The organism is Pseudomonas rossensis, assembly GCF_039888995.1.
In the GTDB taxonomy this organism is placed as follows: Bacteria; Pseudomonadota; Gammaproteobacteria; order Pseudomonadales; family Pseudomonadaceae; genus Aquipseudomonas; species Aquipseudomonas rossensis.
In genome coordinates this window covers 1-15,187 of record NZ_JBBWCB010000127.1, presented here as the reverse complement: position 1 = coordinate 15,187, position 15,187 = coordinate 1, and the positions used below count along the sequence as shown (strand labels likewise).

Annotated in this window: 23 protein-coding genes; 5 read left to right on the top strand and 18 right to left on the bottom strand. The window is 58.8% G+C overall.

Annotation, left to right across the window (positions count from 1 at the left end; all coding sequences use genetic code 11):
• Positions 1–77: 77 nt before the first annotated feature.
• Together WLY71_RS24645 and WLY71_RS24640 are read right to left on the bottom strand one after the other, a co-directional pair.
• Positions 78–287: a hypothetical protein gene (locus WLY71_RS24645; protein WP_347805628.1), complete on the bottom strand. Its 210-nt coding sequence runs from the start codon at positions 285–287 to the stop codon at positions 78–80.
• A gap of 159 nt (positions 288–446) precedes the next feature.
• Entirely contained in the window at positions 447–1,283 is an 837-nt protein-coding gene (locus WLY71_RS24640; protein WP_347805630.1) for an NAD(P)H-binding protein, read from the bottom strand.
• A gap of 180 nt (positions 1,284–1,463) precedes the next feature.
• Here WLY71_RS24640 and WLY71_RS24635 point away from each other — a divergent pair, with 180 nt between their 5' ends.
• On the top strand, positions 1,464–2,150 hold the full coding sequence (locus WLY71_RS24635) for a TetR/AcrR family transcriptional regulator (RefSeq protein ID WP_347805627.1): 687 nt from the start codon (positions 1,464–1,466) through the stop codon (positions 2,148–2,150).
• On the opposite strand, the gene WLY71_RS24630 is transcribed toward WLY71_RS24635, so the two are convergent.
• From WLY71_RS24630 to WLY71_RS24595, 8 genes are all read right to left on the bottom strand, one after another.
• Complete coding sequence (locus tag WLY71_RS24630) at positions 2,147–2,431, bottom strand: hypothetical protein (protein ID WP_347805626.1); 285 nt, start codon at positions 2,429–2,431, stop codon at positions 2,147–2,149. The two genes, WLY71_RS24635 and WLY71_RS24630, sit on opposite strands and share 4 nt — an antisense overlap.
• Before the next feature lie 308 nt (positions 2,432–2,739).
• The gene (locus WLY71_RS24625) at positions 2,740–2,970 is read right to left on the bottom strand and encodes a hypothetical protein (protein WP_010460746.1); all 231 of its coding nucleotides are present in this window, start codon (positions 2,968–2,970) and stop codon (positions 2,740–2,742) included.
• Between the two features lie 124 nt (positions 2,971–3,094).
• Positions 3,095–3,316 carry a hypothetical protein gene (locus WLY71_RS24620; RefSeq protein WP_347805625.1) on the bottom strand — a complete coding sequence of 74 codons (222 nt, stop codon included), beginning with the start codon at positions 3,314–3,316 and terminating at the stop codon, positions 3,095–3,097.
• A 72-nt stretch (positions 3,317–3,388) separates the two neighbouring features.
• Positions 3,389–4,429, bottom strand: a complete 1,041-nt coding sequence (locus WLY71_RS24615) for a DNA topoisomerase IB (RefSeq protein ID WP_347805624.1) — start codon at positions 4,427–4,429, stop codon at positions 3,389–3,391.
• Positions 4,430–4,504: 75 nt separating this feature from the next.
• Positions 4,505–5,584: a molybdenum ABC transporter ATP-binding protein gene (gene modC / locus WLY71_RS24610; protein WP_347805623.1), complete on the bottom strand. Its 1,080-nt coding sequence runs from the start codon at positions 5,582–5,584 to the stop codon at positions 4,505–4,507.
• A gap of 3 nt (positions 5,585–5,587) precedes the next feature.
• Positions 5,588–6,268 (bottom strand): molybdate ABC transporter permease subunit, encoded by a 681-nt coding sequence (modB, locus tag WLY71_RS24605; RefSeq protein ID WP_347805622.1) that lies wholly within the window; start codon positions 6,266–6,268, stop codon positions 5,588–5,590.
• Positions 6,269–7,036, bottom strand: coding sequence for a molybdate ABC transporter substrate-binding protein (gene modA / locus WLY71_RS24600; protein WP_347805621.1), 768 nt, complete (start codon positions 7,034–7,036; stop codon positions 6,269–6,271).
• Positions 7,037–7,172: 136 nt separating this feature from the next.
• The gene (locus WLY71_RS24595) at positions 7,173–8,237 is read right to left on the bottom strand and encodes an NAD(P)H-dependent flavin oxidoreductase (protein ID WP_347805620.1); all 1,065 of its coding nucleotides are present in this window, start codon (positions 8,235–8,237) and stop codon (positions 7,173–7,175) included.
• A 188-nt stretch (positions 8,238–8,425) separates the two neighbouring features.
• On the opposite strand from WLY71_RS24595, the gene acuI reads away from it, so the two are divergent.
• Together acuI and WLY71_RS24585 are read left to right on the top strand one after the other, a co-directional pair.
• On the top strand, positions 8,426–9,409 hold the full coding sequence (gene acuI, locus WLY71_RS24590; RefSeq protein WP_347805619.1) for an acrylyl-CoA reductase (NADPH): 984 nt from the start codon (positions 8,426–8,428) through the stop codon (positions 9,407–9,409).
• A gap of 52 nt (positions 9,410–9,461) precedes the next feature.
• Positions 9,462–9,950, top strand: a complete 489-nt coding sequence (locus WLY71_RS24585; protein ID WP_347805618.1) for a GyrI-like domain-containing protein — start codon at positions 9,462–9,464, stop codon at positions 9,948–9,950.
• Here the strand turns inward: WLY71_RS24585 and ada are convergent.
• The 6 genes from ada to WLY71_RS24555 all read right to left on the bottom strand — a co-directional run bounded on the left by ada (position 9,914) and on the right by WLY71_RS24555 (position 13,587).
• A complete protein-coding gene (gene ada / locus WLY71_RS24580; protein ID WP_347805629.1) occupies positions 9,914–10,987 on the bottom strand; it encodes a bifunctional DNA-binding transcriptional regulator/O6-methylguanine-DNA methyltransferase Ada in 1,074 nt (357 codons plus the stop codon). The two genes, WLY71_RS24585 and ada, sit on opposite strands and share 37 nt — an antisense overlap.
• Before the next feature lie 87 nt (positions 10,988–11,074).
• Complete coding sequence (gene alkB / locus WLY71_RS24575) at positions 11,075–11,755, bottom strand: DNA oxidative demethylase AlkB (protein WP_347805617.1); 681 nt, start codon at positions 11,753–11,755, stop codon at positions 11,075–11,077.
• The gene (locus WLY71_RS24570; RefSeq protein ID WP_347805616.1) at positions 11,745–12,449 is read right to left on the bottom strand and encodes a 2OG-Fe(II) oxygenase; all 705 of its coding nucleotides are present in this window, start codon (positions 12,447–12,449) and stop codon (positions 11,745–11,747) included. Before WLY71_RS24570 ends, alkB begins: the two co-directional genes overlap by 11 nt.
• Positions 12,446–12,952, bottom strand: coding sequence for a methylated-DNA--[protein]-cysteine S-methyltransferase (locus tag WLY71_RS24565; protein ID WP_347805615.1), 507 nt, complete (start codon positions 12,950–12,952; stop codon positions 12,446–12,448). The genes WLY71_RS24570 and WLY71_RS24565 overlap by 4 nt, the downstream gene beginning before the upstream one ends.
• A gap of 126 nt (positions 12,953–13,078) precedes the next feature.
• The gene (locus WLY71_RS24560) at positions 13,079–13,255 is read right to left on the bottom strand and encodes a hypothetical protein (protein ID WP_283184154.1); all 177 of its coding nucleotides are present in this window, start codon (positions 13,253–13,255) and stop codon (positions 13,079–13,081) included.
• A 29-nt stretch (positions 13,256–13,284) separates the two neighbouring features.
• A complete protein-coding gene (locus WLY71_RS24555) occupies positions 13,285–13,587 on the bottom strand; it encodes a DUF1883 domain-containing protein (RefSeq protein WP_024164534.1) in 303 nt (100 codons plus the stop codon).
• Positions 13,588–13,799: 212 nt separating this feature from the next.
• Here WLY71_RS24555 and WLY71_RS24550 point away from each other — a divergent pair, with 212 nt between their 5' ends.
• Positions 13,800–14,156 (top strand): hypothetical protein, encoded by a 357-nt coding sequence (locus WLY71_RS24550; protein WP_347805614.1) that lies wholly within the window; start codon positions 13,800–13,802, stop codon positions 14,154–14,156.
• Positions 14,157–14,228: 72 nt separating this feature from the next.
• Positions 14,229–14,459 carry a hypothetical protein gene (locus WLY71_RS24545; protein ID WP_347805613.1) on the top strand — a complete coding sequence of 77 codons (231 nt, stop codon included), beginning with the start codon at positions 14,229–14,231 and terminating at the stop codon, positions 14,457–14,459.
• A 12-nt stretch (positions 14,460–14,471) separates the two neighbouring features.
• Here the strand turns inward: WLY71_RS24545 and WLY71_RS24540 are convergent, their stop codons facing one another.
• Positions 14,472–14,753: a hypothetical protein gene (locus tag WLY71_RS24540; RefSeq protein ID WP_123365041.1), complete on the bottom strand. Its 282-nt coding sequence runs from the start codon at positions 14,751–14,753 to the stop codon at positions 14,472–14,474.
• 138 nt (positions 14,754–14,891) lie between these two features.
• The gene (locus tag WLY71_RS24535) at positions 14,892–15,080 is read right to left on the bottom strand and encodes a hypothetical protein (protein WP_033055162.1); all 189 of its coding nucleotides are present in this window, start codon (positions 15,078–15,080) and stop codon (positions 14,892–14,894) included.
• Between the last annotated feature and the right edge of the window lie 107 nt (positions 15,081–15,187).

Here is a 15,187-nt window from a genome sequence, read left to right as displayed (position 1 = left end):
TAAAATCAAGGGTTTGCGGGCGAAAGCTGATGCAAACCCTTGTTTGTTTCTGGTCCGCTATTTTGAGTCGGCCACGGCTATTGATCCCGGCCGCTAGCCCCTGGATTAGCGCCGCGTCGATCTTCGCCAGAAGGGTTGCCGGTATCGACGAGCCTTCTCTCTACCAAGACATTTTGAAGGGCCTGACGGGCTGCCGGATCGAGCTGATGCTGTCTTTCTTTGAGTTCAAGCAAGATAGGGCTGGACCAAGTGCGATAGGTTTTCTCAGCAATACGAATAGGTGTCATCTGTCTCCTCCTTGATCAAGGCCCGCCAACGCAGCCGGCGCCATTTCGATTCGATAGAACCCTAGTCGAGAAATCTGTTTGCCGCCAAAAATGGCAGGGTGCTGGGGGGCACTTCGCTGGTGCCGTTATTGGGTTCGTGATGGAATGCAATACTCGATTTCATCCCTCATTTGCCCAGACGCCCGTAGCAGCCGTGCGCCGTACATAGTCGGAAAAGTCCCGCGCCGGCCGACCCAGCGCACGCTGCACTCCATCGGCAACCGGTGTATTGCGGCCATCAAGCACGGTGGTGAAGAGATACAGCACCAGGTCGATCAGTTGTGCAGGAAGTTCTTCCTGTTCCAACGCCTGACGATAAGCCTCCGGTGGCACTGCGGCGAAACGGATTTCGCGTTTTGTCGCACGGGCGATTTCATCAGCGGCTTCGGCAAAAGTCAGCGCTCGTGGGCCCGTCAGTTCATAGAGTTGCCCTGAGTGCTCTGATTTGGTCAGCGCCTCGACCGCGATCTCGGCGATGTCTTCTGCGTCGATGAAGGGCTCTGCGATATGACCGACGGGGAGGGCCAATTCCCCCTGAAGGATAGGCTCCAGGAAGTGCGCCTCGCTGAAATTCTGGAAGAACCAGCTGGCCCGCAGGATTGTCCAGTCGACTCCGCTGTTCTGGATGACGCGTTCGGCCTGTTCCGCTTCGACCTCGCCGCGCCCTGACAGCAGCACCAGTTTGCTGACGCCGCTTTTGACTGCCTGATCGGTGAATGCCTGAACCGTTTCGAGCGCGCCGGGGACAGCGAGGTCTGGTTGAAAGGAGAGGTAGACCGCGTGAATGCCCTCAAGGGCTGCTTCCCAGGACACTCGATCTTCCCAATCGAAGGGTGGGGTCGCCACGCGGGAACCCAGACGCACAGACCGGCCGGCAGCTTCCAGTCGTTGGGCAATTCGCCGACCGGTTTTGCCAGTCGCGCCGAGAATCAGGATGTTCTCTTGATTGGTTTTCATCGCGTTCACCTCCATCGGATTAATGTGAGCAATACTCATGTTAAAAAGATGATAAACGCTCACGTTATGCCGTCAATCAACAGAACTGAAGAAACCGACGTATGGAGGCTCCCTATTGGGCGCGCTGACGGGCGGTGCTAAGGTGAGGCTATGTCATGTTCTTGAACGGGAAGCACGCCAGTGTCCAGGAAAACCCCTGAGGGGCCCGAGCCGCTTGTTTCAGAGCCGACTCGGCGCACCCCCACGCAACAACGCAGTAGAGAGCGGCAGGAGCGAATTCTCGCCGTGGCAACTCAGCTGATCGAGACCAAGGGCAGCGATCAATTAAAAATGAGTGAAATTGCCGAGCGTTCAGACATATCGATCGGATCTCTTTATCAATACTTTCCCGACAAGAGTTCGGTGATTCGGATGCTGGCCGAGCGCTATAACGCCGTAAGCCGTCGCTGTATCGAAGAGGCATTGGGTGCAGTCGAGGACGCGCAAGGATTGCAAGCAGCCTATTCGGATCTGCTCGATCAGTATTACGAGATCGTTTTTGCTACACCGGCGATGCGTGATATCTGGTCCGGGATGCAGGCGGACAAACAGCTCATGGAGTTGGAACTGCAGGAGAGTCGTATTGCGGGCGGGTTATTGGCCGACGCGATGCTTCGAGTATTCCCCGACAGCGATGCGTTGCGGGTTCGGGAATCTGCGTTTCTGATCTGGCATTTGGGGGAGGCGACCATGCGGCTGGCCATCTCATGTGCACCCCAGGAGGGGCGTGGTCTGGTCGAAGCCTTCAAGCGCATGTCGTTGCTGGAAATCATGGCGCCAGCGGCCGGATCGAGTGAATTCGATTCAGCCGCTGATGCTGTCAGCTAAACGAAAGGCTGACCGGTAAAACCACGAGGCAATCGTTGCAGTCCTTCCATGGCGGTGAGCCGTTCGACCCAAGCCGCACGCCAGTCATTGGCGGTGTGCGTAACTTTGGCTTTGCGTGCGGCGCGGCGGGCAGCGTTGCGCTCGTCTTTGCGCGCATCCTTGAACGCGTCGGTGTTGCGGCAGCTTCTGCATTTCACTCGGGTCAGTTCGCTGGTTGAAACGAGTTTGCTGCCTTTGTGACCGCAGGCCAAATGCCCGCCAACTTTGAAGTGAGTAACCATCAGACGTCTCCTTCGTTGCGTGTAATGGTTTGACCTCCAGCGTACGGCGACGTTCGTTGCCTGATTAATGGGCAAAAAAAAGGCCCGCATGCGGGCGGGCCAGGGGATTCTTCAAAGGAGTCCGGTCAATGTAGAGCCTGAGATGTGAACGCAGTGTGAAACAGACTGCGCAGCCATAAAAAAGCCCAGCGCCAGGCTAGGTTGGGGATGTAGCAGGAAGCGCTCAGGCAAGGACGCACCCGGTGACGATAAAGTCGCCGTTCATGCGTCCTGAATCAGGCCGTGTCCTTGAGGATGTCCAGATCGAATCATCTGAACCGCGGCAGGGGCGGGTCGACAGGTTTGAGCGAAGACAGCGTATTGCGAATCAGTGGCGCGTCCTTCTCGATGTCGTTCAGCCGATCACGGATTCTGAGGGCCGTCGGGTGCCCGCCTTGATGATCGACCCAGTCGGCGATTTCCTTGCACGCCGCTGCAAGGCGAGCCTGACGGGAGTCGAGCAGGGTGAGCAGAGTGGTGATGGACTCTTTTTCGGACATGGCAAACACCTCCGTTCAAGAAACCTGTATTGGCAGCAAAAAGCCCGCGGGGAGCGAGCTTTCTGCCGATGGGGTCGCTGTTCCTTCAGCTTTTTCAGTATAGACCCCTAAAAGGCAGGTGACCTTAGCCTTGTCGGGCCGTCACTTGCGACCTGGAATTGAGCTGCCAGCATTCACGCAAGGCGTCTTCTTCACGATCGAAACCGTCACCGATGAAGCCGCGGGTTCGAGTATCGGCGATGCGATACCAGACGGCGGCGTCGGGTGGTGGATGATCGGGTTCTCCCGCCCGGCGCCCATGGATGATGATCTTGTTGCATCGCTTCACAACGAAAATGTCTTCCATGGCGTCACCGCAGCTAATTCAGTTCACATCAACTATAGAAGCCATGGGCGATCGTGCAAAAAAATAGACAGGTCAGTTCGTCGCCTCAGCCATTGCGACCCTCCTCTCCAAAAACACCGCCAGCCCGACTTCCTCTGCCCTGAGCCCTTTGCGCGCTCGCGGTCTGGGCAGCTCAGCCAACGCACCCAAAAGAAAACCATCGAGCACCGCCGGGTGGATGTAGCACTTGCGGCAGACGGCCGGGGTGTTGCCCAGTTGTTTGGCAACGTTCTTGACCATCTCCACCACATGCCGTTTGGCGTCCGACTCGGGCTCCCACTGCAGTTCCCGCAAAACCGCCAACGCCAACGCGCTGCCGGCCCAGGTGCGGTAGTCCTTGGCTGTGAAGTCGGCACCGGTGAGGGTTTGCAGGTAGGCGTTGACGTCGGAGGAACTGACGGTGTGTCGCTCACCGTTTTCATCCAGGTACTGAAACAGGTTTTGCCCGGGAATTTCCAGGCAGCGTTTGATAATCCGCGCCAGGCGTCGGTCTTTCACGGTGATCTGATGCTCGACGCCGCTCTTGCCGCGGAACTGGAACAGGATCGCGCTGCCGTTGACCTCGACGTGACGGTTGCGCAGGGTGGTCAGGCCGTAGGAGCGGTTGTCCCGAGCGTACTGGGTGTTGCCGACCCGGATCAGCGTCGCATCGAGCAATGTGATGACCGTGGCCATGACCTTGTCCCGGCTAAAACCGGGAGCCGCCAACAGTGTTTCAAGCTGTTTGCGCAGTTTCGGCAGGGCCAGGCCGAAGTCTCGTAGGCGCGAGTATTTGTCGGCATCGCGCACTTCTCGCCAGCGTGGGTGATAACGGTATTGCTTTCGACCTCTGGCATCACGACCGGTAGCTTGCAGATGGCCGCGCGGGTCTGCGCAGATCCACACATCGGTGTAGGCCGGGGGCACGGCGAGGGCATTGATGCGTTTTATCTCGTCTTGATCGGTAATGCGCTGACCCGCAGGGTCGTGATAGCAGAACTTGCCGCGCAGTTTCTTGCGGGTGATGCCGGGCTGGGTGTCATCGACGTAATGCAGGTCGGATGGCAGCACATCGGACAGCGCGGTATCGGGCATGGCGGTAGTCCTTGGCAATGGATCAGGGGCCGTTACAGCCATTGACCGCACGCCATTGCAGTCGTGCCAGCGGATTTATGCCAGCACTGCTACCGCCTTGATCTGTGCCCAGAGTTGCTGGCCGGGGTGCACGCCCAATTGGTCCCGGGAGTAGCGGGTGATCCGCGCCAGCAGTGGTGTGCCGCCAGCGTCCAGACGGATCAGTACGTGGGCGGCGTTGTCCGCCCCCATTTCACTGATCACGGTGACCGGCAGGCGATTGAGGATGCTGCTTTGCTCGACGCTTTGCAGGCTCAGGCTGACATCCCGCGCCTGAACCTTGCAGCGCAGTGTCTGCCCCAGGGCCATCGGTGAGTGAGCCACTCGAATGTTCAGGGTCGTGTCGGGCAGTTGCAGAGTCAGCAACTGGTAGTCGGCGTCATGGGCACTGACGTGGCCCTCGATCACCACGCCGGCGTCGTCGCCCAGCGCCAAGGGCAGGTCGAGACGGGCCAGCGTTTCGCCTATAGGGCCGCTGGCCAGCGCCTTGCCGTTGCTGAGCAGAACGAGGTGGTCGGCTAACCGCGCGACTTCATCCTGTGAGTGGCTGACGTACAGCACCGGGATGTCCAGTTCATCGTGCAGTCGCTGCAGGTAAGGCAGGATTTCGTTTTTACGCTGGCTATCCAATGCCGCCAGCGGCTCGTCCATCAGCAATAGTTTCGGGCTGGTAAGCAGGGCGCGCGCGATGCCGACCCGCTGCCGTTCCCCGCCGGAAAGGTGCTGCGGATGGCGATCCAGCAAATGGCCGATCCCGAGCAGTTCGCTCGCGTGTGCCATGTCGACCCGTCGCTGTGGGCGAGGAATGCGCTTGAGGCCGAACTGCAGATTGGCCAGCACCGACAGATGGGGAAACAGGCTGGCTTCCTGGAAGACGTAACCCAACGCACGTTTGTGTGGCGGCACGAAAATCTTCTTGTCGCTGTCCTGCCAGACTTCATCGTTGACCTGGACGAATCCCTGCTCGGCCTTCTCCAGGCCAGCAATGCAGCGCAGGCAGGTGGTCTTGCCCGAACCGGAATGACCGTAAAGTGCAGTGACTCCGCGGCCGGGCAATTGCAGATCCACTTCCAGGGCGAACCCTGAATACCTCAGTTTTAAACGCGTATGAATCATCGATCAGCTCCAGCCCGCTTTGGTTTTACGGCTGGAGTAAAGCGCCAGCAACACAATAAAGGAGAACACCAGCATCGCCCCGGCTAGCCAATGGGCCTGGGCGTATTCCATGGCTTCGACGTGATCGTAGATCTGCACCGAGACCACGCGGGTTTTATCGGGAATGTTGCCGCCGATCATCAGCACCACGCCGAATTCACCCACGGTGTGGGCGAAACCGAGAATGGCAGCGGTGATGAAACCGGGGCGGGCCAGCGGCAGGATCACGCTGAAAAACGTGTCCCAGGGATTGGCGCGTAAGGTCGCGGCCACCTCCAAGGGGCGAGTGCCGATGGAAGAAAAAGCGTTTTGCAGTGGTTGGACCACGAACGGCATCGAGTACAGCACCGAGCCGATCACTAACCCTGCAAAACTGAAAGTCAGGGTGCCGAGTCCCAGTGACTGGGTGAAGTGGCCGATAAACCCGTTAGGGCCGAGCGCCAGCAACAGATAAAAGCCAATCACCGTCGGCGGCAGCACCAGGGGCAGGGCGACGATCGCCCCGACCGGGCCGCGCAACCACGAGCGGGTGCGCGACAGCCATAACGCAATCGGAGTGCCGATGACCAGCAGGATGACTGTCGTCAGCGACGCCAGTTTCAGGGTCAGCCAGATGGCGGAAAAGTCGGCACTCGATAGCGTCATTTAGAGTTGGTAACCGTAGGATTTGATGACAGCGGCGGCTTTCGGGCCTTTGAGGTACTCAACCAGTGCCTTGGCAGCCGGGTTGTCCTTGCCCTTGTTGAGAATTACCGCATCTTGTTTGATCGGGTCGTGCATGTCGGCTGGAACGATCCAGGCCGAGCCGCCGGTGACTTTGCCGTCTTTGTAGATCTGCGACAAGGCCACAAAACCCAGTTCGGCGTTGCCGGTGGAAACGAATTGATAGGCCTGGGTGATGTTCTGGCCTTCAACGATCTTGGCTTTGACCTGGTCGGACAGGCCCAGCTTGGCCAGTACCTGAGTGGCGGCCAGACCGTAAGGCGCCGCTTTCGGGTTGGCGATGGACAGGTGCTGGTATTCGTTCTTTTTCAGCACTTCGCCCTTGGCATCGACATAACCTTCCTTGGCCGACCACAGCGCCAGGGTGCCGATGGCGTAGGTGAAGCGCGAGCCTTTGACGGTGTCGCCTTCGGTTTCGAGTTTTTGCGGGGTGGTGTCATCCGCCGAGAGGAACACTTCGAACGGTGCGCCGTTCTTGATCTGGGTGTAGAACTGGCCGGTGGCACCATAGGCTGCGACCAGTTTATGCCCGGTGTCTTTTTCGAAATCGGCGGCGATCGCCTGAATGGGTGCAGTGAAGTTGGCGGCGACGGCAACCTGGACTTCGTCCGCCTGGGCGGACCCGAAAGCGAACACTGCAAGCAGGGTTGCCAGGCAGGTGGGGGCAAAACGTGAGGCACGAATGGTCATGAAACGGCTCCGTTGTAGGCAAGTGCAGCGAGGGGGCAAACGCTATATAGCGGAATATATAGCGAAATGCCCGCAAACGGAATGTGTCGGATGCGCGTTGTTGAGGTCGCGCATGTCCCTGCTACACGGACGTGTCTTACCGACGAACCAACTTGGCCAATCCTTCATCAGCCAAGCGCCGGGTCAGTTCAGCCGTGGTCATTTCAACGCCCAGCGTGAATGCCTGGCCCGCCCAGAGATTGCTGAAATCTGCTTCCCCCTTGGCCCGCAACGGCATCAGCGCACCACCCGCCAGCGGGAAGGCCGGTGCTTTGGCGCTCATGGGCCCGAGTTCGCGCATCACCCTATTGAGAATTCCACGCGCCGGGCGTCCGGTGAAAATGTTAGTGACGGCTGTCTCACTTTCCTTGGCGGTGCGCAACGCCTTGTGATGAGACGCGCTGACCTTGGCTTCTGGCGTGAACAAGTACGCCGTGCCCACTTGCACCGCCGAAGCCCCCAACAGGAATGCTGCCGCGACGCCTCGTGCATCGGCAATCCCGCCGGCAGCAATCACCGGCACTTTCACGGCATCAACGATCTGCGGCACCAACGCAAAGATCCCCACCTGACTGCTCAGATCATCACTGAGAAACATGCCCCGATGACCACCGGCTTCATACCCCATGGCAATGATTGCGTCACAACCGTGCTGCTCGAGCCAAATGGCCTCTTCGACGGTGGTGGCCGAGGAGAGCACTTTCGCCCCAGTGGCTTTCACGCGATCCAGCAGGGACTTTTCCGGCAGGCCGAAGTGGAAACTCACGACTTCGGGGCGAAACTCTTCGATCACTTCGCAGGCTGCGCTATCGAACGGCGCTCGATTGGACACTGGCGTCGGCGCGTCGAAGTCCACTCCAAGTTCCCGGTAGTAGGGTTCCAGCAGATTCTTCCAGTCTTGAGCGCGTTGCTCATCGGCGGCGGGCGGCTGATGGCAGAAGTAGTTGACATTGATCGGGCGCTGAGTGTGTTGGCGAATCGTTTTCAGCTCCTCGCGTAACCGATCGATGCTCAACATGGCGGCGGGCATCGAGCCCAGGCCGCCGGCATTACTGGCTGCAATAACCATGGCCGTACCGGTCGCGCCGGCCATGGGCGCCTGGATGATCGGCAGCTCAATGCCGAGCAGGTCAAGAATGCGAGTGTCTGGCCATTTGCTCATTTGAAAGGTTCTCCGACGTCATAACAGGGCAGGGACGCTAGGACCGTTTTTGTATCAGCAATGACTGATACAAGGCCAGTCGAGTTTTCAGTTCGTGTGCCACTCTTGGCTTAAAGTCGAGTACGGTGAAATGTTGCTATGTGTTATTTCAACTGCACCAAATTGAGTGATTTCATCTGGAGGCAGCAATGTTCCAAGGCATTTTGATCGACAAGGACGACAGCGGTTACCGGGCCACACTGCAAGAGATCAATGACGATCAACTGCCCGAAGGCGATGTGACTGTGCGTGTGGCGTACAGCACGCTGAACTTCAAGGATGGCCTGGCGATCACCGGCAGCAGCCCGGTGGTGCGAAAATTCCCGATGGTGCCGGGGATCGATCTGGCAGGCACTGTCGAAGTCAGTGGGCATCCGGACTACAAGGTCGGTGATCAGGTCGTACTCAATGGCTGGGGAGTTGGCGAAGGACATTGGGGCGGACTGGCGCAGAAGGCTCGCTTGAATGGCGACTGGTTGATTCCGCTACCCAAGGAGTTCACTGCGGCGCAAGCGATGGCCATCGGCACGGCGGGTTACACGGCGATGCTGAGCATCCTGGCGCTGGAACATAATGGCGTGACGCCTGAGCAGGGCGACGTATTGGTCACCGGCGCCAATGGCGGTGTAGGCAGTTTCGCCATCGCACTGCTGAGCAAGCTCGGCTATCGGGTGGTCGCGTCCACCGGCCGAACCTTCGAGCACGATTACCTCAAGCAACTGGGCGCCAGCGAAATCATCGACCGCGCCACGCTGTCCGAACCGGGCAAGCCCTTGGCCAAGGAGCGTTGGGCGGCGGTTATCGACTCGGTCGGCAGCCACACCCTGGCCAATGCCTGTGCCAGCACGAAGGCCAACGGCACTGTCGCCGCGTGTGGCCTGGCGCAAGGCATGGACTTTCCGGCTTCAGTCGCCCCGTTCATTTTGCGCGGTGTGACCCTGGCCGGGATCAACAGCGTGACTCAGCCCAAAGCCAAGCGGATACTGGCCTGGAATCGTCTGGCCAAGGATCTCGACTTTGCCTTGCTGCCGTTGATCAGCCACGAAATCGGCTTGAGCGAAGTGATCGAAGCCGCACCGCGTTTGCTCGCAGGCCAATTGCGTGGGCGGGTGGTGGTCGACGTCAATCGTTGACTGTCTCACCGCCAATCAAACAGACAAACGACACAGACAAGGGTTATCGACCATGGATGTAAAACAGCGTGAAGTGCGGCCCTTTAGCGTCTCGGGTTTGCAAGTGCGCACCCGCAATGCCGCTGAGCAGCACCCGGACACAGCGCGCATCGGCCCGATGTGGGAACAATTTTTCGTTGAGGGAATTTTCGACAAGATTGCCCACAAACAGCCGGATTCCTTTGTGTACGGCGTCTATTCCAACTACGAGTCCGACGCTTCGGGCCACTTCGATGTGACCGCGGGGGTGGCGGTCACCGCGCCCTCCGAGGACTTTCCGCAGGTTCAGGTGGAGGGAGGCGAATACCTGGTGTTCAGCGCCAAAGGGGCGATGCCGGACAGAGTCATTCAGGCGTGGGGCCTGATCTGGGCCTACTTTAAGGACAACCCGCAGGTTTGCCGTACGTTCGCCACAGACTTCGAGGTTTATACCAGCCCGGATTCAGTGTCGGTCTATATCGGCATTCAGGACTCAGACGGGTTTTCGCGCTCAAGCAACTGACGCTTGCGCTCCACACCCCAGCGATAGCCTGAAAGGTTGCCGTCGCTGCGCACCACGCGGTGGCACGGAATCGCCACCGCCAGATTGTTCGCGCCGCAGGCTTGAGCCACGGCGCGCATCGCTTTTGGCGCGCCGATTCGCTGAGCGATATCGGCGTAGCTGGCAGTGCAGCCGGCGGGAATCTCCCGCAGGGCTTGCCAGACCCGTTCTTGAAAAGCGGTGCCACGAATATCCAGCGGCAAGTCCAGGCCAAGGGCCGGCGCTTCGATAAAACCAACAACCTTGGCGATCAGTTGCTCGAACTCTTGGTCGCCGCCAATCAGATTCGCGCGTCGAAACTTGTCCTGCAGATCGCAGACCAGTTGGTGCGGGTCATCGCCCAGCAGGATCGCGCAAACACCACGCTCACTCTGCGCTACCAGAATCGCCCCCAGAGAACATTGGCCGACAGCAAAATGAATGTCGTTGTTCTGACCGGCGGCGCGGTAATCACCGGGTTTCATGCCCAATAGTTGATCGGCGGATTCATAGAAACGGCTGTTGGAGTTGAAGCCGGCGTCATACAGCGCATCGGTCACCGAGTCTCCGTCCGCGAGGCGCTCACGGACCCTGCGTGAACGATGGGCCGCGGCGTAACCCTTGGGCGTCAGACCGGTAACCGCTTTGAACACACGATGGAAGTGAAAGCTACTGAGGCCCCCAGCAACAGCCAGTTCGCTCAGGACAGGCAGATTCTCCGCGGTTTCGATCTGGCGGCAAGCGGCCGCCACGGTCGCAGCATGTTGCGCGGCGATGTCGCTTTGATCCTTCGCGGCTCGTTTGCTAGGGCGATAACCGGCGGCTTGCGCCTGATCGGCCGTGTCGAAGAATTCGACGTTCTGCGGTTTCGGCAAACGCGCCAGGCTGCTGGGGCGGCAGTAAATACCGGTGGTTTTCACCGCATACACAAACTGTCCGTCTGCCCGGGGATCACGCGCGACGACGGCGGCCCAGCGCGGATCGTTCTCGGTGGCAATCTTTGTCGAATGGCTTGTCATGGCTTCATGTCCGTTGATCCGTTTCATGCAGATTAACCAGCCGACGGGGTCGCTGCACCCCGGGTCTTGCGGTCGAATTCGAAGGCTTCATCCGGCGGTACGAAAGGTGAAGTTGATCCGTTGTTCGCCCAGTAGCGGGTGTTGGCCGTCCTTGATCGGCAAGACCCCGTGATAACGCAAACGATCCACGCCACCCCAGACCACGATGTCGCCATGGAGCAGCGGCACCCGCTGGCTTTTATCGCTGCGTTCGAAGCCGCCGAACAGGAACATCGCCGGTAATCCCAGGGACACTGAAACGATGGGCGCTGCGTAGGAAACTTCGTCTTTGTCCTGGTGCAACGACATCTTGGCCCCGGGAACGTAACGGTTGATCAGGCAGGAATCAGGCACGAAATCCGCGAACCCTGCTTCCCGCGCCGCCGCTTGTGCCAATTCGAGAAACACCTCGGGCAATTTCGGCCAGGGTTTCCCGGTCAGCGGATCATTGCGGGTATAACGGTAACCGCTGCGGTCGGTGGTCCAGCCCAGCACGCCGCAACTGCTCAAGGCGACAGACATGGTAAAGCCCCCGGGCGTGATCATCTGCCGAAACGGTGCCGCCGCCAGAACTGCGTCCAGTGCGGGCAGCAACTGATCCAGCCAGGGCAGGGCAAAGCCTCTGAGGACGCAGGACTGTTCGCCGATACGATCGAGCCTGGGTTGCTGCTCGGGTTCCGCGTCGGCAAACAAGTCGAAGGTGATCGGGTTCATGGGGTCATAACGCATCGTGAAAGATGATTCCAAGGGTATGCCGTTTTCCGCTGTGCAGGCGACTCACGCCGTGGCGCAGGGTGACTCGGTAATAGCCACGAACGCCTTTGACCGGCCGTTGGTTGACGGCAAAGATCAGCGCGTCACCTTTCTTCAGGCCAATGACCTGGGGGCGCGACTGCATCCGTGGGCGCTGTTCCGTCAGCACGAACTCGCCGCCGGTGAAGTCGTCGTCCGGCTCTGACAGCAGAATCGCCACTTGCAGCGGGAAGACGTGTTCGCCGTACAGGTCCTGATGCAAGCAGTTGTAGTCCTGCGGTCCATATTGCAGCAACAGTGGCGTCGGGCGTTCCTGACCGGCGGCATGGCAGCGTTCGAGGAACGCTTCATGCGCTTCAGGGAAACGGGTCGGCAGGTCCATGTGCTCGTACCAGCGATTGGCAATGGGCACCAATCGAGGATAGAGCGCACTGCGCAAACGGGCGACGATATCCGGCAGCGGGTACCTGAAGTATTTGTACTCGCCACGACCAAAGCCGTGACGAGCCATGACCACTTGCGAGCGAAACGGCTCGGGGCGGGCATACAAAGCGCTGATTTCATCGCACGTCTTGTGGCTTAAAAGCGACCTGATGATCGCGCAGCCATCCTGATCGAGTTGCTGTTCCAGCATGACCCAGTCCAGTCCGTCGAGAAATTGCGCACTCATCGCTGCGCCTCACGCTCCAGCAGTTGCCGTTTGCGCTCCAGCCCCCAGCGGTAGCCGCCGAGGCTGCCATCCTGACGCAGCACTCGATGGCACGGCACGATAACCGCCAGCGGGTTTGCTCCGCAGGCATTGGCCACTGCCCGAAAAGCCGTGGGTTGACCCAGTTGTCGCGCGATATCCAGATAGCTGGCGGTTTCACCCACCGGTATTTGCCGCAGGGCATCCCAGACTCGCCGTTGAAAAACGCTGCCTGTCAGATCCAGCGGCAAATCCAGGGTGGTGCGCGGGTCTTCGAGGTGGCGCAGGGTTTGCTCCAGCGCAGGCATCAAGCCTTCATCGCGCTGCGGTGCTTGTTGGCCGGGGAAGCGTTGCGAAAGATCTCGTTCCAGCATTGCCAGATCATCACCGACCAGCAGCGCACACAAACCCGCGGCGCTGAATGCGAGCAGCAAGACGCCAAGGCTGGAAGTGCCGCTGATGAAGCGAATCGAGGAAGTAGGCATGTTCTGACTCCTGAACCAAAGGTTGAGGTGGCCAGTCTAGGGAGCGAGGTTGGAGTGAACACTCCGGCGCTTGCGGTTGAATTCCAGAGGCAGGAGCAGACGTCCATGTTGTCGCTCCGGATCCCGTTACAGCGCTTTGCTGACGCTTATTTCGCTGATGACGTCGTCGCCCTGGCCATGAATGACGTCCAGCGCGGCCTTGGCTTCTTCTTCGGTGCCGTTTTCAAGCTGGGCAAATTCGAAGCGACGCTCACCATTGAGTTTGTATTTGATGACGTACTTGGTCGTTTGGGCCACGGTCATACCTGCTTGTCTTCGTGTTTGGGTGTCACTCAGCTCAGTTTCGTGCTGGAGCGGCGGATGATCTTGATGGTGTGAGTCAGGGTCGGTTTGCGAGTTACGCTGATCGGCCGGCGGTTGACCGTGTCGATGGTGATGTTCCAGAAACCGGTGCTTGGCGCAGTAATACGGGCCGGGAAGGTGTCGAATGCTCCACCATGGTAAGTGTGGCGGCCGCCATTCTTGAAGCTGCGGAAATTGGCGTCGTTCATCAAGCGGATATTGCATGTTTGGGAGCATTGAATGACGACGATGTCGTCTTCGTTGAGGTGCTCGCGCTGGTGGATAAATTTCATGAGGCGCCTCCAGAAGGGCTTTTTCTACAAAATCAAAACGATAGCATGTGCGATTGGCGCAGTTTATCAGCCCGAACGGGTTATTATCCGGTCGTCGAGGTCTGCTTTGACAATTAAAAACAGTTATACGGAACTCTATGAGCGATAAACGCAGCAAGCCTCGGAGAAAAACAGCATTTGTGCTGTCGGAGTGTCTTTATCGGAGGTGTTGTATGAAGTGGGGTGTGCTGTTTCTGCCTATGGCGATAGCGATGAGTGGTTGCGCGAATGTCTCGGAGATCAATGAGTCGCTGCCGACCATGAGCGTGATTTCAGGCAAGAAGCCTCATGAGTACGCGCAATGCCTCACCGAGAAACTGGCCAGCAGCCGGGGAGCCCTGCAAGTCGAGCCGCAGAAGGACGGTGTGCGAGTCATCGTGCCGCAGAAGTTCTCCTCGGGGCCGGCCGCGGTATTTGATATCGAAGACCGCTCCACTGGCAGCAGCATCAAGTTGCATGAGCGCATCTCCAATGTGCCGTTGCGCCCAATGGATGTACGCAATGCCGCTACTGCGTGCATTTCCGGCTGATAGACTGTCGCGAGTCAGCACCGATGCCGCCAAAGCAGCGCTTTGGCGGCATTGTCATTTCTGGAGTCGAGCATGAAGCGAGAGCAGGTACGGGAGTGCCATGCAGAGGGTCACATTTCTGCCACCCACGTGATCCAAAATCCGGCAAATTCGGGAGAATGGATCGTGTTTTTCAAGAAGAGCGCCGGGCGCAGTTATTTTCTGGTCGATGATAACGATGAAGTCGAATCCTTCAATCGTCTCGACGATTTGATCGAGACGGTGCGCGGCCTCGGGATCAAGTTCGCCGAAATTCACATGTAGGGCAGGGGCGCCTTACTTGCACACCACCACGACGTTGCGGTTCTTGTAGTTGCCGACGTCGACACCCAGGGTCTTGTCGCTTTCCTTGGTCGAAGGTGTTCCATCGGTACCGACGATTCGATAGCCGGTGCCGGCGCAAGAGGCATCGGCTTTTTCGTAGCAGGTGGCCCAGGAATTGGCTTCCCCGGAGCAGTCGATCGCCAGGCCTTGCTCGCCGTTGTTCAGGTAGGTCGTTTCGGAAGTGGCGCAGCCGCTCAGGGCCAGTGCCGCGATCAGTGGCAAAAATTTATTCATGTCGTTGTCGTCGTCAGGATGAAGGGGCTGAGCCTGTGACAGCGCAGGCATCAAAAGGTTATAGCGAATGGCCACTTGGTTGCAGGCAATCACAAAAAAGCCCTGCGCGAGCAGGGCTTGGGTCGAGTCGGGTGCTTCTCAGGACTTGTCCTTGCCGCGACGCTTCGGGGCTGGGTGTTCGAGCTCCAATACGGATGCTACTTCAATCGCCAACGCCTCGGTCGGGAAAGGCCCGGCAATATTCTCGCCGCTGGCACTGTCTACCCACCACTGGCCGTCTTTCGCCTGATTGATCAGGAACCCGTTGACACTTTTTGCTACCGACATCTATCTGCCTCGTTGACTGGTTCAATCGCGCAATGATAGCGCCAAATGCACTCAACCGGTGCTGATGGTGTAGGGTTGTGCGATTCGCGGCCGTGCAGATCTGGTGG

What these genes read in the sequence shown, in the direction of transcription:
- WLY71_RS24570 (WP_347805616.1), bottom strand. Translation starts at nt 12,449, where the DNA reads ATGAGTGCGCAATTTCTCGACGGACTGGACTGGGTCATGCTGGAACAG.
- WLY71_RS24645 (WP_347805628.1), bottom strand. Translation starts at nt 287, where the DNA reads ATGACACCTATTCGTATTGCTGAGAAAACCTATCGCACTTGGTCCAGC.
- WLY71_RS24595 (WP_347805620.1), bottom strand. Translation starts at nt 8,237, where the DNA reads ATGAGCAAATGGCCAGACACTCGCATTCTTGACCTGCTCGGCATTGAG.
- WLY71_RS24565 (WP_347805615.1), bottom strand. Translation starts at nt 12,952, where the DNA reads ATGCCTACTTCCTCGATTCGCTTCATCAGCGGCACTTCCAGCCTTGGC.
- WLY71_RS24630 (WP_347805626.1), bottom strand. Translation starts at nt 2,431, where the DNA reads ATGGTTACTCACTTCAAAGTTGGCGGGCATTTGGCCTGCGGTCACAAA.
- acuI (WP_347805619.1), top strand. Translation starts at nt 8,426, where the DNA reads ATGTTCCAAGGCATTTTGATCGACAAGGACGACAGCGGTTACCGGGCC.
- WLY71_RS24625 (WP_010460746.1), bottom strand. Translation starts at nt 2,970, where the DNA reads ATGTCCGAAAAAGAGTCCATCACCACTCTGCTCACCCTGCTCGACTCC.
- WLY71_RS24540 (WP_123365041.1), bottom strand. Translation starts at nt 14,753, where the DNA reads ATGAATAAATTTTTGCCACTGATCGCGGCACTGGCCCTGAGCGGCTGC.
- WLY71_RS24615 (WP_347805624.1), bottom strand. Translation starts at nt 4,429, where the DNA reads ATGCCCGATACCGCGCTGTCCGATGTGCTGCCATCCGACCTGCATTAC.
- WLY71_RS24620 (WP_347805625.1), bottom strand. Translation starts at nt 3,316, where the DNA reads ATGGAAGACATTTTCGTTGTGAAGCGATGCAACAAGATCATCATCCAT.
- alkB (WP_347805617.1), bottom strand. Translation starts at nt 11,755, where the DNA reads ATGCGTTATGACCCCATGAACCCGATCACCTTCGACTTGTTTGCCGAC.
- modB (WP_347805622.1), bottom strand. Translation starts at nt 6,268, where the DNA reads ATGACGCTATCGAGTGCCGACTTTTCCGCCATCTGGCTGACCCTGAAA.
- WLY71_RS24535 (WP_033055162.1), bottom strand. Translation starts at nt 15,080, where the DNA reads ATGTCGGTAGCAAAAAGTGTCAACGGGTTCCTGATCAATCAGGCGAAA.
- WLY71_RS24545 (WP_347805613.1), top strand. Translation starts at nt 14,229, where the DNA reads ATGAAGCGAGAGCAGGTACGGGAGTGCCATGCAGAGGGTCACATTTCT.
- WLY71_RS24640 (WP_347805630.1), bottom strand. Translation starts at nt 1,283, where the DNA reads ATGAAAACCAATCAAGAGAACATCCTGATTCTCGGCGCGACTGGCAAA.
- WLY71_RS24585 (WP_347805618.1), top strand. Translation starts at nt 9,462, where the DNA reads ATGGATGTAAAACAGCGTGAAGTGCGGCCCTTTAGCGTCTCGGGTTTG.
- WLY71_RS24555 (WP_024164534.1), bottom strand. Translation starts at nt 13,587, where the DNA reads ATGAAATTTATCCACCAGCGCGAGCACCTCAACGAAGACGACATCGTC.
- ada (WP_347805629.1), bottom strand. Translation starts at nt 10,987, where the DNA reads ATGACAAGCCATTCGACAAAGATTGCCACCGAGAACGATCCGCGCTGG.
- modC (WP_347805623.1), bottom strand. Translation starts at nt 5,584, where the DNA reads ATGATTCATACGCGTTTAAAACTGAGGTATTCAGGGTTCGCCCTGGAA.
- WLY71_RS24550 (WP_347805614.1), top strand. Translation starts at nt 13,800, where the DNA reads ATGAAGTGGGGTGTGCTGTTTCTGCCTATGGCGATAGCGATGAGTGGT.
- WLY71_RS24560 (WP_283184154.1), bottom strand. Translation starts at nt 13,255, where the DNA reads ATGACCGTGGCCCAAACGACCAAGTACGTCATCAAATACAAACTCAAT.
- modA (WP_347805621.1), bottom strand. Translation starts at nt 7,036, where the DNA reads ATGACCATTCGTGCCTCACGTTTTGCCCCCACCTGCCTGGCAACCCTG.